At 70.3% G+C, this 16,148-nt stretch carries 16 protein-coding genes; 11 read left to right on the forward strand and 5 right to left on the reverse strand.

The genetic code is table 11. From position 1 onward, the window contains the following. Window positions 1–28: 28 nt before the first annotated feature. From cobO to Y710_RS06060, 3 genes are read left to right on the forward strand one after another with little or no spacing between them, the layout of a single operon-like run. Entirely contained in the window at window positions 29–646 is a 618-nt protein-coding gene (cobO, locus tag Y710_RS06050) for a cob(I)yrinic acid a,c-diamide adenosyltransferase (protein ID WP_045541006.1), read from the forward strand. Further along, complete coding sequence (locus Y710_RS06055; protein WP_062366815.1) at window positions 640–2,061, forward strand: cobyrinic acid a,c-diamide synthase CobB; 1,422 nt, start codon at window positions 640–642, stop codon at window positions 2,059–2,061. The genes cobO and Y710_RS06055 overlap by 7 nt, the downstream gene beginning before the upstream one ends. After that, the gene (locus Y710_RS06060; RefSeq protein ID WP_006897868.1) at window positions 2,058–3,683 is read left to right on the forward strand and encodes a GAF domain-containing sensor histidine kinase; all 1,626 of its coding nucleotides are present in this window, start codon (window positions 2,058–2,060) and stop codon (window positions 3,681–3,683) included. Before Y710_RS06055 ends, Y710_RS06060 begins: the two co-directional genes overlap by 4 nt. Window positions 3,684–3,692: 9 nt before the next feature. On the opposite strand, the gene Y710_RS06065 is transcribed toward Y710_RS06060, so the two are convergent. Continuing rightward, window positions 3,693–4,346: a response regulator gene (locus tag Y710_RS06065; protein ID WP_006897867.1), complete on the reverse strand. Its 654-nt coding sequence runs from the start codon at window positions 4,344–4,346 to the stop codon at window positions 3,693–3,695. Window positions 4,347–4,444: 98 nt separating this feature from the next. On the opposite strand from Y710_RS06065, the gene Y710_RS06070 reads away from it, so the two are divergent. Genes Y710_RS06070 through Y710_RS06080 form a run of 3 tightly spaced genes read left to right on the forward strand, consistent with a single transcriptional unit; the run spans window position 4,445 to window position 7,135 of the window. Next, window positions 4,445–5,425, forward strand: coding sequence for an acyl-ACP desaturase (locus tag Y710_RS06070; RefSeq protein ID WP_039868014.1), 981 nt, complete (start codon window positions 4,445–4,447; stop codon window positions 5,423–5,425). 32 nt (window positions 5,426–5,457) lie between these two features. Further along, window positions 5,458–6,675 (forward strand): uroporphyrinogen-III C-methyltransferase, encoded by a 1,218-nt coding sequence (gene cobA / locus Y710_RS06075; protein ID WP_006897865.1) that lies wholly within the window; start codon window positions 5,458–5,460, stop codon window positions 6,673–6,675. Window positions 6,676–6,688: 13 nt separating this feature from the next. Continuing rightward, a complete protein-coding gene (locus Y710_RS06080; protein WP_006897864.1) occupies window positions 6,689–7,135 on the forward strand; it encodes a hypothetical protein in 447 nt (148 codons plus the stop codon). A gap of 52 nt (window positions 7,136–7,187) precedes the next feature. Here Y710_RS06080 and yaaA read toward each other — a convergent pair whose 3' ends face one another. Continuing rightward, window positions 7,188–7,928 (reverse strand): peroxide stress protein YaaA, encoded by a 741-nt coding sequence (gene yaaA / locus Y710_RS06085; RefSeq protein WP_006897863.1) that lies wholly within the window; start codon window positions 7,926–7,928, stop codon window positions 7,188–7,190. Between the two features lie 60 nt (window positions 7,929–7,988). On the opposite strand from yaaA, the gene Y710_RS06090 reads away from it, so the two are divergent. After that, complete coding sequence (locus tag Y710_RS06090; RefSeq protein ID WP_039868026.1) at window positions 7,989–9,719, forward strand: proline--tRNA ligase; 1,731 nt, start codon at window positions 7,989–7,991, stop codon at window positions 9,717–9,719. Window positions 9,720–9,728: 9 nt separating this feature from the next. Here Y710_RS06090 and Y710_RS06095 read toward each other — a convergent pair whose 3' ends face one another. Genes Y710_RS06095 through Y710_RS06105 form a run of 3 tightly spaced genes read right to left on the reverse strand, consistent with a single transcriptional unit; the run spans window position 9,729 to window position 11,100 of the window. Then, window positions 9,729–10,100 carry a VOC family protein gene (locus Y710_RS06095; protein WP_006897861.1) on the reverse strand — a complete coding sequence of 124 codons (372 nt, stop codon included), beginning with the start codon at window positions 10,098–10,100 and terminating at the stop codon, window positions 9,729–9,731. A 47-nt stretch (window positions 10,101–10,147) separates the two neighbouring features. Beyond that, complete coding sequence (locus Y710_RS06100) at window positions 10,148–10,573, reverse strand: ferritin-like domain-containing protein (protein WP_006897860.1); 426 nt, start codon at window positions 10,571–10,573, stop codon at window positions 10,148–10,150. Continuing rightward, on the reverse strand, window positions 10,570–11,100 hold the full coding sequence (locus Y710_RS06105; RefSeq protein ID WP_062366817.1) for a hypothetical protein: 531 nt from the start codon (window positions 11,098–11,100) through the stop codon (window positions 10,570–10,572). Before Y710_RS06105 ends, Y710_RS06100 begins: the two co-directional genes overlap by 4 nt. A gap of 111 nt (window positions 11,101–11,211) precedes the next feature. Here Y710_RS06105 and rimP point away from each other — a divergent pair, with 111 nt between their 5' ends. From rimP to infB, 4 genes are all read left to right on the forward strand, one after another. Next, complete coding sequence (rimP, locus tag Y710_RS06110; protein WP_006897858.1) at window positions 11,212–11,757, forward strand: ribosome maturation factor RimP; 546 nt, start codon at window positions 11,212–11,214, stop codon at window positions 11,755–11,757. A 67-nt stretch (window positions 11,758–11,824) separates the two neighbouring features. Beyond that, window positions 11,825–12,868 (forward strand): transcription termination factor NusA, encoded by a 1,044-nt coding sequence (gene nusA / locus Y710_RS06115; protein WP_006897857.1) that lies wholly within the window; start codon window positions 11,825–11,827, stop codon window positions 12,866–12,868. A gap of 93 nt (window positions 12,869–12,961) precedes the next feature. Next, window positions 12,962–13,192: a YlxR family protein gene (locus Y710_RS18425; protein ID WP_231875687.1), complete on the forward strand. Its 231-nt coding sequence runs from the start codon at window positions 12,962–12,964 to the stop codon at window positions 13,190–13,192. Between the two features lie 102 nt (window positions 13,193–13,294). Further along, the gene (gene infB, locus Y710_RS06120; protein ID WP_062366819.1) at window positions 13,295–16,147 is read left to right on the forward strand and encodes a translation initiation factor IF-2; all 2,853 of its coding nucleotides are present in this window, start codon (window positions 13,295–13,297) and stop codon (window positions 16,145–16,147) included. The last annotated feature ends 1 nt before the right edge of the window (window position 16,148 follow it).

The following is a 16,148-nucleotide window of genomic DNA, read 5'->3' on the forward strand; positions in this document are numbered from 1 at the left end:
CGCCGGTGGCTGAACTGGAGGATGCACTGTGCCCAAGGGCGTACCCGAGACCGTTCCCGACGACGGACTGACCACCCGGCAGCGACGCCGGCTGCCGGTGCTCGCCGTACACACCGGGGCAGGCAAGGGGAAGTCGACAGCCGCGTTCGGCATGGCGATGCGCGCCTGGAACGCCGGTCTGGACGTCGCCGTCTTCCAGTTCGTCAAGAGCGCGAAGTGGAAGGTCGGTGAGGAGAACTCCATGCTCGCCCTCGGCGGCCTGAATCGGGACACCGGCGCCGGCGGCCCTGTGCAGTGGCACAAGATGGGACAGGGATGGTCGTGGATTCAGCGCGGTGACGACGCCGTCGAGGACCACGCCGAATCGGCGCGGGCCGGATGGGCGGAGATCACGCGGCGCCTCGCCGCGCAGGAGCACGACTTCTACGTCCTCGACGAGTTCACCTACCCGCTGCACTGGGGCTGGATCGACACCGACGAAGTGGTCGAGACCCTCCGCAACCGCCCCGGGACGCAGCACGTCGTCATCACCGGACGGTATGCGCCCCAGGCGCTGATCGAGGCCGCCGATCTGGTCACCGAGATGACGAAGATCAAGCATCCGATGGATGCGGGCCGCAAAGGCCAGAAGGGCATCGAGTGGTAGTCCCGGCGGTCGTGATCGCCGCGCCGGCGTCCGGCAGCGGAAAGACGACGATCACCACCGGCCTGATCGGCGCGCTCGTCGCCGCCAGGCACCGGGTCGCGCCCTTCAAGGTGGGACCGGACTACATCGATCCCGGATACCACGCCGTCGCGGCGGGCCGGGTCGGCCGGAACCTCGACCCCAACCTGGTCGGCGCCGACGTCATCGCACCACTGCTGGCCGCGGGCTCCGCCGACGCCGACATCGCCGTGGTGGAGGGCGTGATGGGCCTGTTCGACGGCCGCATCACCGACGATCCCGACCCGCTCGGCGTCGGCTCCACCGCGCACGTCGCCACCCTCATCGGCGCACCGGTGATCCTGGTGGTCGACGCCGGCGGGCACAGCCAGTCGCTCGCCGCACTGCTCCACGGCTTCCTCGGGTACGACGCCCGGGTCCGCGTGGCGGGCGTGATCCTCAACCGCGTCGGCTCACAGCGGCACGAACAGGTCCTCCGACAGGCCTGCGACCGCGTCGGACTGCCGGTGCTCGGCGCGGTGCGGCGCGACGCCGATCTGACCGTGCCGTCGCGGCACCTAGGACTCATCCCGGCCGCCGAGCGCCGGCGGGACGCGCTGGACTCGGTGGCCGCGATCGTCGCCAAGGTGGGGGCGGCGCTCGACCTTCCGGCGATCGTCCAGATCGCACGCCGGGCCCGACCGCCCGCGGCGATCGCCTGGTCGGCGGCCGACGCGATCGCCGCCGCGGACCCGAGCGCGGTGACGGGCCCACACCGGCGGCCGGTGGTGGCCGTCGCGGAGGGCGCCGCCTTCACCTTCGGGTACGCCGAGCACGCCGAACTCCTGCGCGCGGCGGGAGCCGAGGTGGCCGGCTTCGACCCGCTGCACGATCCGCTTCCGGAGCACGCCGCGGCGGTGGTGATCGGCGGCGGCTTCCCCGAGGCCCACGCGGACGAGCTCGCCGCCAACCACTCCCTCCGTGCCGGACTGCGCGATCACGTGGCCGCGGGCCGGCCGGTGCAGGCCGAGTGCGCGGGCCTGCTGTACCTGCTGTCCGCGCTCGACGGCGTCCCGATGGTCGGCGCACTGCCGGGCACCGGGGCCTTCGGGCCGCGGCTCACGCTCGGCTACCGCGACGCCGTCGCCGTGGCCGATTCGGTTCTCTATCGCACCGGTGAACGGGTGACCGGCCACGAATTCCACCGCAGCAGCGTCGATCTCGCCACTGACGTGGTGCCCGCCTGGGGGTGGCACGGTGGCGACGGACCGGCGACCGACGGCGTGATCCACCGCGGGGTGCACGCGTCGTATCTGCACGTTCACCCGGTGGGACAGCCGGCCGCCGTGGCACGATTCGTGTCGGCGGCCGCGGCCGCCGACATCCCGAGCCCTTCGCCGGAGGAGGCGGTCCGATGACTCGCAGGCGCGATCTGGCGGAGGTCCACGCGGCACTGGACGCGCTCGCCCACGCCAGCGTCGAGGACCCGACCGCGCTCCGCGACCTGCTCGAAGCGGTCCTGCTGGTGGGTCGCGGTCTCGAACTCGACCAGGCGCTGCAGCGGATCGTCGAGGTGGCGGCCGACGTCCTCGACGCCCGATACTGTGCGCTCGGGGTCCGCGGGCCCGAGCTCGGTCTCCAGGCGTTCGTGTACACGGGCATCGAACCGGAGGTCCGCGCTCGGATGGGGCCGCTGCCGGTGGGCCGCGGCGTCCTCGGCGAACTGCTGCACCGTCCCGAGGTGCTGCGCATACCGAAGCTGTCCGATCATCCGGCCTCGGTGGGGTTCCCGCCCAACCATCCGCCGATGGACACCTTCCTGGGCGCGCCGATCATCGTCCGCGACGAGTTGTTCGGCAGCATCTACCTGACTGAGAAGCAGGGTGCCCCCGAGTTCACGCCGCTCGATGAGAAGATCGTCGCGGTCCTCGCGGTGGCCGCGGGCATCGCAGTCGACAACGCGCGCGCCTTCGAGCGGGCCCAGGCCCGGCTGCGCTGGATGCAGGTGATCGCCGACCGCGGATCCGAACCGCTGGCGGGCACGGCGCTCGAAGACACCCTCGACGGACTGTGCCGCGACGTCTCCGCGCTCACCGGGGCGGTGGACGTGTTCATCGTGACCGGCAGCGTCCTCACCGGACACACCGGTACCGCGCCCTGCACCGAGGACCTGTTCGAGGTCGTCGACCCGGACAACGAGCGCGCCGACGGCAAGCTCCTGGTCCGCGAGGTGCGAACACACACGGTGCCGTGGCTGCGGCACGGAGCGCGGTGGGTCTCGATGCAGCCCCTGCAGCCGACCAACGGCCGGAGCGCGATCGTCCTCACCCACCCCGAGCGACGGGTCTGGACCGGGGAGGAGGTCGCGGGCCTGCAGGGTGTCGCGCGCGTGGCCTCGCTGGCCCTGGCCTACGCCGACCAGCAGGAACTGGCGCGCGATCTGCAGTTGCTCGAAGACCGCCACCGGATCGCCCGCGACCTGCACGATCTGGTGATTCAGCGGCTCTTCGCGATCGGGATGTCGCTGCAGACCATGCAGGCCGGGTCCGCCTCGGCCGACGACGCCCGGATGGAGCAGGTCATCACCGACCTCGACGCCACCATCGCGCAGATCCGCACCTCGATCTTCGATCTGCAGGGCCTTCCCGGTCATGGCGAGGCGGCGACGCTGCGCAGGCGCGCGCTCGACGTGGTCGCCGAGTTGGCGACCCATGCGCCGATCGTGCCGAGCGTCGCGTTCATGGGGCCGGTCGACACGCTCGTCCCCGACGCCCTGGCGCCGCACATCGAGGCAGTGCTGCGGGAGGGCATCTCCAACGCGCTCCGGCATTCGGGCGCCGAGCACATCCGGGTGCGCATCGCGGCCGACGACGTCGTGACCGTCGAGATCTCCGACGACGGATGCGGTATTCCGCCGACCGCCCGGCAGTCGGGACTGGCGAACCTGACCCGCCGCGCCGACGACTGCGACGGCAGCTTCACGATCACCTCGAGCGCGGCGTCGGGCACCACGTTGACGTGGACCGCGCCGTTGCGCTGACGCCGTCGACTACCGTTCGCGTTCGCGCAGTTCGGTGGCCAGCACCGCCACCTGAGTGCGGCGCTGCATGTCGAGCTTCGAGAGGATGCGCGAGACGTAGTTCTTGATCGTCTTCTCCGCCAAGAACATCCGGTCGGCGATCTGCCGGTTGGTCATGCCCTGGCCGATCAGGGTGAAGACCTCGCGCTCCTGGCCGGTGAGCCGGGCCAGGGGATCGGACGGTTCACCGTCGCGCAGGCGAGCCAGCAGCGCGGCGGTGCTGCGGTCGTCGAGCAGCGATCCGCCGGCGCCGACCGTCCGCACAGCGGCGATCAGATTGTGGCCGAGGATCTGCTTGAGTACGAAGCCGGAGGCCCCGGCGAGGACTGCGGCGAGGAGGGCGTCGTCGTCGGCGTAGCTCGTCAGCATCAGGCAGTGCACCGACGGCTGCGCACTCCGCACGCTTCGGCACAGTTCCACGCCGTTGCCGTCGGGCAGCCGCACGTCGAGCACCGCGACGTCGGGTTTCGTCGCAGCGATGCCGACTCCGGCTTCGGCGACGGTGGCCGCCTCGCCGACGACCTCGAGATCGTCGGCGGTGCTGAGCAGATCGCGAAGGCCACGGCGGACGAGCTCGTGGTCGTCGACGAGGAACACGCGGTACTTACGAGGCGACTCGACCATGCCTCAACGCTACAACAGGGCGGCGGGCGACTCGGGGCCTAATCGCCACGGGACCTTCGCCCCCTGAAATCGCTGGTCGTGAGCGAGATCGTAGGAATATGACCAGTTTGATCGGCAAGCCCATGAGCGGCTCGGACCTGCTTCGCGAACTCCTGCCCGTCTGCGAGACGGAGGTGGAGCGCCACATGAAGATGACGAGGGACTGGAACCCGCACGACTACGTGCCGTGGGACGACGGCCGGAACTTCGCGGCGCTCGGCGGCGTCGACTGGGATCCGGAGCAGTCGCAGCTGTCGGAGACCGCCAAGGCGGCGATGATCACGAACCTGCTGACCGAGGACAATCTGCCGTCGTACCACCGGGTGATCGCCGAGAACTTCAGCCTCGACGACGCCTGGGGCTTCTGGGTGGGGCGCTGGACGGCCGAGGAGATGCGGCACTCGATCGTGATGCGCGACTACCTCGTCGTGACGCGGGGCGTCGATCCGGTGGAACTCGAGCAGACCCGGATGACGCACATGATCGGTGGGTTCAACCCGCTGCCGGACGACGACGGACAGCGCGACCACAGCTACGACATGCTCTTCGCGGTGGCCTACGTCTCGTTCCAGGAGCTCGCGACGCGCGTCAGCCACCGCAACACCGGCAAGGCCTGCGGCGACCCGATCGCCGACCGGATGCTCCAGCGAGTCGCTGCCGACGAGAACCTGCACATGCTCTTCTACCGGAACGTCGTCGCCGGGGCGCTCGATCTGGTGCCCGACGAGGCGATGGTGGCGATCTACACGATCGTCTCGAACTTCCAGATGCCCGGTGCGACGATGCCGAACTTCCGCAGGAACGCGGTCCTGATCGCCAAGGGCGGCATCTACGACCTGCCGCAGCACATGGCCGATGTCGTGATGCCCGTGCTGCGCAAGTGGCGGATCTTCGATCGCGACGACTTCGGCCCGGTCGGCCAGATGTACCGCGACAAGCTCGCCGCCTTCCTCGCCGAGATGGACATCAAGGTCGCCAAGTTCGAGGACGCCCGCGAGCGCGCGATCGAGCGGGAGCGCAGGCGCGGACTGCACGTCTAGCCGCCGGTGCGGTCCCGGTAGGCTGATCGCTCATGCAAGCGCATTACCTCGCGGGGCTGGATCTGCACGGACGCAAGGTCGTCGTCATCGGCGGCGGGAGCGTCGCGCAACGGCGCCTGCCGAACCTGATCGCCGCCGGCGCCGACGTCCACGTCGTCGCGCTCGACCCCACGCCGGCCGTCGAGTCGGAGGTCGCGATCACCGTGCATCGGCGTGCGTACGCCGACGGCGACCTCGAGGGAGCCTGGTATGCGATGGCCTGCACCGACGATCCCGACGTCAACGCGGCGGTGGTGGCGGAGGCCGAACGCAGGCGAGTGTTCTGCGTGCGCGCCGACGACGCCCGCCGCGGAACCGCCGTCACCCCGGCGTCCGGAGTCCACCGCGATCTGCAGTTCGGGGTGCTGGCGGCCGGCGACCATCGTCGCTCCGCGGCCGTGCGCGCCGCGATCACCGAGGCTCTCGCGGACGGCACCTCGCTGCGCATCGACGACGACCGCAGGCACGCCGCGGGCGTGGCCCTGGTGGGCGGAGGTCCCGGCGACGCCGATCTCATCACGGTGCGCGGCCGCAAGCTGCTCGCCGAGGCGGACGTGGTGGTGGCCGACCGGCTCGCGCCCATCGCACTCCTCGACGAGCTCGGTCCGCAGGTGGAGATCATCGACGCGGCCAAGGTGCCCTACGGCCGCGCGATGCGTCAGGAACAGATCAACGATCTCCTCGTCGACCGCGCGCGGGCGGGCAAGTTCGTGGTCCGCCTCAAAGGCGGCGACCCATACGTCTACGGCCGCGGATTCGAAGAACTCCAGGCCTGCGTGGCGGCGGGTGTGCCGGTCACCGTGGTCCCCGGCATCAGCAGCCCGATCGCGGCTCCCGGCCTGGCCGGAATCCCGGTGACTCACCGCGGCGTGACGCACGAGGTGGTCATCGTGTCGGGCCACGTGGCTCCGGGGCACCCCGACTCGCTCACCGATTGGGCGGCGCTCGCGCGGCTGCGGGGCACCATCGTGCTGATGATGGCGGTCAAGCGCATCGACGAGTTCGCGACGGCCCTGCTCGAGGGCGGGCGACCGGCCGACACCCCGGTGGCGTTCATCGAGAACGCCTCGCGGCCGGATCAGCGTCTCCTGCGCACCGACCTCGCGCACGCCGCGCAGACCGCTGTCGACGAGAAGCTGATCGCCCCGGCGATCGCGGTGATCGGTCCGGTCGCCGGTTTCACCGACGCCGACCGGGCTCTGCGGTTCTGAGCGGGTGGTCGAGATGAACGCACGCACAGCCGCAGGACTCTCCGGACTGATCCTGCTCGTCGCGGCCGTCGCCTCCTGGTTCGTGCCCCCGTCGGTCACGGCGATTCTCGTCGCGCTGGCCGTCGTCGTCATGTCGGCCTGGCAGATCCATCGCCGCCGCGCGGGCATCGCGCCCACACCGCCGAGCACCATGACCACCTTCGTCATCCCGCTCACGTTCGGAGCGCTGGCGGTCGTCGCGCTCAACGGCTGGATCTACCGGATCTCGGCGGAGGCAGGCGATTCCGGCGAGCTGCAGACGATCGGCCTGGTCACCGGCGTCATCGGCATGGCCGCCGCGTACGGATACGGCCGCCTCCGGGCACAGAAGGCACAGCTCGACGAGGTGGTCGAAGTGAATCCGGCCGACGACACTCCGGAGACCGACGACGACCAGTGGTTCTTCCCTCAGGCCAAGTGACCGGCTCTCGCGCCGTGCGAGTCGCGGTGCGGACCGCCGATCGGGGGTCGGATCAGCCGGTGACGACCGTGATCTGCGACTCAGAGGTGATCTCGACGCGCTGGCCGGCGTCGGACAGGACGGCGGCGAGCGCGTTCACATCCCGGACGTTCCGCCGGGTCCGGACCAGTTCGCGCGCCACCAGTCCCTTGAAGTGCTTGTTGAAATGGCTCACGACCTTCCGCGAGCCGTCCGCGGCCTCGGTCACCACGGTCGCGGTCACCGCACCGTCGACGGGACCGAGTTTCTGGTAGACGCCCGAGCGCAGATCGACGACGAAGTCGTCGATGCGGTCGAGAGCGGGGGACAGCACCGGCTTCCACAGTGCGCCGAGGGTGCCGAAACCGGGCAGCCGGGACCCGCCGGAGAGCCGGTAGGCCGGGATGCGGTCGTCGGCCCGGACCACGCCGAACAGCGCCGAGCCGATCATCAGTCGGTCGCCGGCCTTGGTCTTGGCCGCGCGGGTCATGCCCGGATAGTCGAGGGCGTCGTACAGGACGCCGGTGTACCGGGTGATCGCGGTGCGCGTCGGCGACTCCCAGAGATCGGCGTTGCGCTCGATCTCGGCGACGGCCGTCGCGCCCAGACCCAGCGCCGTGCGGGATGCGTCGAGATCGGCGGAGAGGTCGACGATCGCCTCGGCGAGCTTGCGCCGGACCGGATTGAGCTCCGGCAGAACCAGCGAGTCGAGATCGAGCGGAGCGGCCTCGCCGCCGTCCGACTTGGTCTCCGAGGGAGGCAGGATGACGAGCACGCGACCACCCTAACGAACCCGCCGGTGATCCCATTAAGCTGGTACATCGTGATCACACGGATGTCGAACCTGTTCCTGCGCACCCTCCGCGACGACCCGGCCGATGCCGAGGTGCCGAGCCACAAGCTGCTCGTGCGCGCGGGCTACATCCGGCGTGCCGCCCCCGGCGTCTACGAGTGGCTGCCCTTGGGGCTCAAGGTGTTCCGCGCGGTCGAGAACCTCGTTCGCGAGGAGATGGACGCGATGGGCGCGCAGGAGATCCTGTTGCCCGCGCTGCTGCCGCGCGACCCGTACGAGACCACCGGGCGCTGGACCGAGTACGGGCCGGCGTTGTTCCGCGTCAAGGACCGCAAGGGCGCGGACATGATGCTCGGGCCCACGCACGAGGAGATCTTCACGCAGCTGGTCAAGGGCGAGTACAGCTCGTACAAGGATCTGCCGGTCACCCTGTACCAGATCCAGACCAAGTACCGCGATGAGGAGCGCCCGCGGGCCGGGCTGTTGCGTGGGCGCGAGTTCGTGATGAAGGACTCGTACTCGTTCGACCTCGACGAGCGGGGTCTGCAGGCCTCGTACGACGCTCATCGTGCCGCGTACCAGCGCATCTTCGACCGTCTCGGCATCAAGTACGTCATCGTCGCGGCGACCTCCGGCGCCATGGGCGGCAGCGCCTCGGAGGAGTTCCTGGCCGAATGCGAGGTCGGCGAGGACACCTTCGTCCGCAGCACCGAGTCGGGCTACGCGGCCAACGTCGAGGCCGTGGTGACCCCGGTTCCCGAGGCGATCCCGCTCGACGGGCTCCCCGAGGCGGTGGTCCACGACACCGGCGACACCCCGACCATCGAGACCCTGGTCGACTGGGCCAACCGCGAGCTCGACGGTGACTACACCGCCGCCGACACCCTCAAGAACGTGATGGTCAAGATCCGCAGGCCGGGAGGTGAGTGGGAGATCACCGCGGTGGCGGTGCCGGGCGATCGGGAGGTCGACTTCAAGAGGCTGGAGGCCTCGGTGGAGCCGGCGGAGGTGGAACTGCTCACCGACGCGGACTTCGCGGCCAATCCGCAGCTCGTCAAGGGGTACATCGGACCGAAGGCCGTCCAGGCGGCGGGCTTGGCGTACCTGGTCGACCCGCGTGTGGTCAGCGGCACCGCGTGGATCACCGGGGCCGATGCGCCCGGTAAGCACTACGTCGATCTGGTGTGCGGCCGCGACTTCACTCCCGACGGCGTCATCGAGGCCGCCGAGGTGCGCGCCGGTGATCCGTCCCCCGACGGCAGAGGTGTGCTCGAGGCCGCCAAGGGCATCGAGATCGGTCACATCTTCCAGCTCGGCCGCAAGTACACCGACGCCTTCGAGTTCGACGTGCTCGGCGAGAACGGCAAGCCGGTGCGCCCCACGATGGGCTCGTACGGTCTCGGCGTCTCGCGGATGGTCGCGGTGCTCGCCGAGCAGTGGCACGACGAGAAGGGCCTGCGCTGGCCGCGCGAGGTGGCGCCGTTCGACGTCCACCTGGTGATCGCGAACAAGGACGAGGCCGCGGTGGCCGGTGCGCAACAGCTGGCCGCCGATCTCGACGCCGCCGGACTGTCCGTGCTCTTCGACGACCGCAAGGCTTCGCCCGGCGTCAAGTTCAAGGACGCCGAGCTGCTCGGTATGCCGGTCGTGGTGGTCGTCGGCCGCGGCTGGGCCGACGGCACCGTCGAGATCCGCGACCGGCTCACCGGAGAGACCTCCGCGGCGCCGGTCGACGGAGCCGTCGACGCGGTGGTCACGGCCGCGCGCGGCTGACCGCCGGCGCTAGAACGGCGCGCGGTCGAGGCAGACGCAGAACGGATGCCCGGCGGGGTCGAAGAGAACTCGGCACAGGTCCGGCGCGGCCTGCTGTGGCGACAGCCGTGCGCCGAGGCGGACCGCCTCGGCCGCACCCTCGTCGAGATCGGCGACCACCAGGTCGAGATGGATCTGCTTCGGCACCGCACCGCCGGGCCATTCCGGAGGCCGGTGGTCGGGCACCCGAAGCGCGGTGATCACGATGGAGCCGGCCCGCACACAGGCATATCTCGTGGACGTGTGCGTCACGGTCCCGTCGAGCATCGCCGACCAGAAGCGGGCGAGCTCGACGGGATCGTCGCAGTCGAGGGTGATCGAACCGATGCGCGCTGTCGCCATGGTGACGACCCTAGGCGGGTGACGCGGGCCAGGCGCCCTCTCCGGTCCTACTGACCGGGGAAGGCCACCGTCAGCGGTTTCTCGCCCGCGATCGAGCGCCAGTACGAGGATCGCAGGGCGCAGTCGGTGAGCCCGTCGACGGCGGTCCGGCGCACCGCCTGCGAATCGGCCTGCTCCAACAGTGCCCGGTAGGCCTTCGCACAGTCGTTCTCGGCGGCCAGCGCGGCCTTCGCGGCGGTGGCCTGGTCCGTCACGTCGACGGGCAGCAGGTATCCGGCCGCCGGGGTGCGCTCGGGCTGGCCGGCGGCGAGCAGTGCCTCGTTCAGCTGGTCGCGTCGCACCCGGTGCGCGGCGATGTACTCCGCGACGGTGTCGCGCACCTCTCCGGTGGTGAAGGCGGTGAGCACGCCGTAGGTGAAGACGGCGGTGTTCTCCGCGTCCGCGGCGGTGTCGAGAGCGGCGTTCTGGCTCATGCGAGTTGCACTTTCGCGAGGGTCTGGCAGGAGGCGCTGATCGAGCCGAGGAGCCCGGCGCTGAAGCCGGACAGACCCGCGCACGCATCCGCCGCGCTGGTGGCCGACCGTTCGATCGAGACGCCGAGGGCCGCCACCGACGCCGTGGGCGCGGCCGGTGGCGAGTCGATCCGGTCGGCAGTCGAGGAGTGCAGCCGGTTGATCTCGTCGCGCAGCGCTTTCAGGTGCGCGCCGCGCTGATCGGCGACGGTCCGCAGGGCCTCGGTGTACGCGGTGTTCCGCGGCGCGAGCGCGGTGGCCGCCCGCTGCTGCCGCAGCGCCGCCTGGGCGTGCGGGAGCAGCGTCTCGGCGTCGAGCTGTCGCTGCGTCGGCCCGGTATCGCATGCGGTCAGCGACCATCCCGCGACTGCGGCGGCACCGGCGAGGACGCCGCCGCGGAGCACACTGCGGCGCGGCACCCCCGTGGCGGGGCGACCGGCTTGCGGAGGCTCGGGGGCGGGGGGATCCTGTATCGGCACTCGTGTCACGGTGGACGATTCTGCCAGTCGGACGAGTCGACTACACTCGAAGCCCGGCCCGGCGGCCGACGGGAACCGCGGCAGCGGTTCCCGATACCGAAACCCAGGAGGACGCGCACGATGACTGCGGAGGCTCTGACCGGCGGCATCAGCGACCTGGTGGCTTCGACCCTCGATCGGCTCGGATTCGATCTGGAGGAGGTCGCGGTGCTGACCCCGCCGGGACGCCGCGAGATCCGGATCGTCGTCGATCGTGACGGCGGAGTGTCGCTCGACGCGGTCGCCGAGCTCAGCCGGAGCCTGGAGGCGGTGTTCGACGAGTCCGACCTGCTCGGCGAGTCCCCGTACGACCTCGAAGTCACGACGCCGGGGATCGGCCGGCCGCTGACGCTGCCGCGCCACTGGCGCCGCAATCAGGGACGCAAGGTCCGCGTCGAGTACACCGACGAGGGTGTGGACCGCACCGTCGAAGCCCGGGTGGGCCCCAGCGACGAGGGCCGCGTCACCCTGGTGACAGTCGACAAGAGCCGGATCCGCTCCTTCGAGGTCGAGCTGGCCGATATCGCGCGCGCGGTGGTCGAGGTCGACTTCGGCAGGCCCGGCGAAGCGGCCCTGCGTGCCTGCGGCCTGGACGACGACGAGATCGCGCGTCGTCGCGAATCGTGACGCCCGCCAACGACATTCACTTCACCCGCCGACAACTCAATCCGAAAAGCGAATAGGAGTCGCCACCATGCACATAGACATCAGCGCGCTGCGTTTGATCGAGGCCGACAAGGGCGTGCCGACCGAGACCGTGCTCTCGGCGATCGAGACAGCTCTGCTCACCGCCTACCGGCACACCGACGGGTTCGCACCGAACGCCCGCATCGACATCGACCGCAAATCGGGTCAGGTCCGCGTGATGGCTCAGGAACTCGACGAGAACCGCACCGTGGTCCACGAGTGGGACGACACGCCGGAGGGATTCGGCCGCATCGCCGCGACCACTGCGCGCCAGGTGATCCTGCAGCGTCTGCGCGACGCCGAGAACGAGAAGACGTACGGCGAACTGGTCGCCCACGAGGGCGAAGTGGTCGGCGGCATCGTGCAGGCCGACGCCAAGGCGAATGCGCGAGGCATGGTGATCGTGCAGATCGGCACCGACTCCAACGCCACCGAGGGCGTGATCCCGCCCGCGGAGCAGGTGCCCGGTGAGAGCTACAAGCACGGCGAGCGGATCAAGTGCTACGTCGTCGGGGTGGCGCGCGGGGCCCGCGGACCTCAGATCACGCTCTCGCGCACGCATCCCAACCTGGTCCGCAAGCTGTTCTCGCTCGAGGTACCCGAGATCGCGGACGGGTCGGTCGAGATCGTCGCCGTGGCCCGCGAGGCCGGTCACCGTTCCAAGATCGCGGTCCACACCGGCGTGGCCGGACTGAACGCCAAGGGCGCGTGCATCGGTCCGATGGGACAGCGGGTGCGCAACGTGATGAGCGAACTGTCCGGCGAGAAGATCGACATCATCGATTACGCCGCGGATCCGGCGGTCTTCGTCGGCAACGCGCTGTCGCCGGCCAAGGTGGTCTCGGTCACCGTGATCGACAAGGAGACCAAGGCCGCGCGCGTCATCGTGCCCGACTACCAGTTGTCGCTGGCGATCGGCAAGGAGGGGCAGAACGCCCGGCTGGCGGCCCGGCTCACCGGGTGGCGGATCGACATCCGGTCGGATGCGGGCGACGGCGGTCCCCGCGACGCCGACGGTGGCGCCGTCGAGTCCTCCGATACGCTAGACTGACCTGTGGCCCTTCGAACGTCGACATCTCCGGTGCGTACCTGTATCGGCTGTCGCCGGCGTGATCAAGCTTCACACCTGGTCAGGCTGGTGGCTGTGCGAGACGCGGACAGCGCATCGCAGGTGGCGATCGACGAACGGGGGAGACTGCCGGGACGAGGCGCCTGGCTGCACCGCGATGAGAGATGTCTCTCGCTTGCGGTGCGGCGCAACGCCTTCGGCACGGCGCTACGGGATCGCGGCGTCGCCGTGAGACCAGAGGATCTGGCCGAGCACATCGGCGGGATCATCAACAGTGAGGGCTCCGCAGGGAGTCAGGACAGGTAGCAGAAGACATGAGCACACCGTGAAGTCTCCACGATGAGCACGTTTACTGAATAAACCGAGGTCGTTGCGGGCAGCCCGCTCGACCTCCAAGTGAGGAGAGCAGTGGCAGGCAAGGCCCGCGTTCACGAACTGGCCAAGGAATTGGGCGTACCCAGCAAAGCAGTGCTGGAGCGGCTCAAGGAGCAGGGCGAGTTCGTCAAATCCGCATCGTCGACTGTCGAGGCCCCGGTGGCCCGTCGACTGCGTGAGTCTTTCGAATCCGGCTCCGGTTCCGCTTCGGCGAAGCCGGCGGCCAAGGCATCCGGCGCCAAGCCGGGTCCCAAGCCCGGTCCGGCACCCAAGCCGGCAGCGGCGAACTCCGCTCCGGCCGCCGAGGCGGCCCCGGCGGCACGAGCATCCGCCCCGGCTCAGCCGGCGGCGGGCGGCCCCAAGCCGGGCCCCAAGCCCGCACCGAAGGCGGCTCCGGCACCGCAGGCTCCGGCCGCACCGGCGGCCGAGTCTACCGAGCCGGCCGGCAAGCCCTCGGCACCGGCGGCGCAGTCGGGTCAGGCACCGGCGACGCCGGGTCCCCGTCCGGGTCCGCGCCCCGGTCCCCGGCAGCCCCGAGTGGGCAACAATCCGTATTCCTCGGCCCCGGCGCCCGCGCCGCGTCCGATGGGTCCGCGTCCGGGTGCGGCGGGTCCGCGTCCGGGCGGTCGACCCGGTCAGGGCGGTCCGCGTCCCGGCGCCGGTCAGGGCGGTCCCCGTCCGGGTGGCGGTCAGGGCGCACGCCCGGGTGCCGGCGGCCCTCGTCCCGGCGGTCAGGGCGGCGCACGCCCCACGCCGGGCAACATGCCTTCGCGTCCCAGCCCGGGAGCGATGCCGCAGCGTGCGGCGCGTCCCGACGCTCGGCCCGGTGGCCGCGGTGGCCCAGGCGGCCGCAGCGGTGGTCCCGGCGGCGGCGGTGGCTTCCGTAACGGCGGCGGTGGCGGTGCGGCTCCGGGCGGCGGCTTCCGCGGTCGTCCCGGCGGCGGTGGCGGCGGTCGTGGCCGCGGCGGAACCGCGGGAGCGTTCGGTCGCCCCGGCGGCGCACCCCGCAAGGGACGCAAGTCGAAGCGTCAGAAGCGGCAAGAGTACGACTCGATGCGCGCACCCGAGGTCGGCGGCGTCCGGTTGCCTCACGGCAACGGCGAGGTCATCCGCCTCGCTCGCGGCGCCTCGCTCTCGGACTTCGCGGACAAGATCAACGCCAACCCGGCTTCGCTGGTCCAGGCGCTGTTCAACCTCGGCGAGATGGTCACCGCGACCGAGTCGGTCAACGACGAGACGCTGGAGTTGCTCGGCGGCGAGATGAACTACGTCGTCCAGGTCGTGAGCCCGGAGGACGAGGATCGTGAGCTCCTGGAGAGCTTCGACCTGACCTACGGCGAAGACGAGGGCGGCGAAGAGGACCTCGCGCAGCGTCCGCCGGTGGTCACCGTCATGGGTCACGTCGACCACGGCAAGACCCGACTGCTCGACACCATCCGCAAGGAGAACGTCGGCGCGGGCGAGGCCGGCGGCATCACGCAGCACATCGGCGCGTACCAGGTGAACACTCACCTGAACGACGAGGACCGGTTGATCACCTTCATCGACACCCCGGGTCACGAGGCGTTCACCGCCATGCGTGCCCGCGGTGCGAAGGCCACCGACATCGCGATCCTCGTGGTGGCGGCCGACGACGGTGTCATGCCGCAGACGGTGGAAGCCGTCAACCACGCGCAGGCGGCCGACGTGCCGATCGTCGTGGCGGTCAACAAGATCGACAAGGAGGGCGCGGACCCGGCCAAGATCCGCGGACAGCTGACCGAGTACGGCCTGGTTCCCGAGGAGTACGGCGGCGACACCATGTTCGTCGACATCTCGGCCAAGCAGGGGCTGAACATCGACCAGCTGCTGGAGGCGGTCCTGCTGACCGCCGACGCCTCGCTCGATCTGCGGGCGAACCCGGACATGGACGCTCAGGGTGTCGCCATCGAGGCGCACCTCGACCGCGGCCGCGGCCCGGTCGCGACCGTCCTCATCCAGCGCGGCACCCTGCGCGTCGGCGACTCGATCGTCGCCGGCGACGCATACGGCCGCGTCCGTCGGATGGTCGACGAGCACGGCGACGACGTCGAAGAGGCGCTGCCGTCGCGTCCGGTGCAGGTGATCGGCTTCACTTCGGTTCCGGGTGCGGGCGACAACCTCCTGGTGGTCGAAGAAGACCGCATCGCCCGGCAGATCGCCGACCGCCGCAATGCGCGCAAGCGCAATGCGCTGGCGGCACGCAGCCGCAAGCGGATCAGCCTCGAGGATCTGGATTCGGCGCTCAAGGAGACCAGTCAGCTCAACCTGATCCTGAAGGGCGACAACTCGGGTACCGTCGAGGCGCTCGAAGAGGCGCTCCTTCAGATCGAGATCGACGACGAGGTCTCGCTGCGGGTCATCGACCGCGGTGTCGGTGGCATCACCGAGACCAACGTCAACCTGGCCGCGGCGTCGGATGCGATCATCATCGGATTCAATGTCCGCGCGGAGGGCAAGGCCACCGAGCTGGCCAACCGCGAGGGCGTGGAGATCCGGTACTACTCGGTCATCTACAAGGCGATCGAGGAGATCGAGGCCGCGCTCAAGGGCATGCTCAAGCCGATCTACGAGGAGTCCGAGCTGGGCCGGGCGGAGATCCGTGCGATCTTCAAGTCGTCCAAGGTCGGCAACATCGCCGGTTGCCTCGTGCAGTCGGGCATCATGCGGCGCAATGCCAAGGCACGCCTGCTGCGCGACAACGCGGTGGTCGCCGACAACCTCACGATCAGCTCGCTCAAGCGTGAGAAGGACGACGCGACCGAGGTCCGCGAAGGCTACGAGTGCGGTCTGACGCTGACCTACGGCGACATCAAGGTCGGCGACGTGATCGAGGCCTTCGAGATGGTCGAGAAGGCACGGGACTAGG

It is taken from the genome of Gordonia sp. QH-12, assembly GCF_001578675.1.
Classification (GTDB): Bacteria; Actinomycetota; Actinomycetes; order Mycobacteriales; family Mycobacteriaceae; genus Gordonia; species Gordonia sihwensis.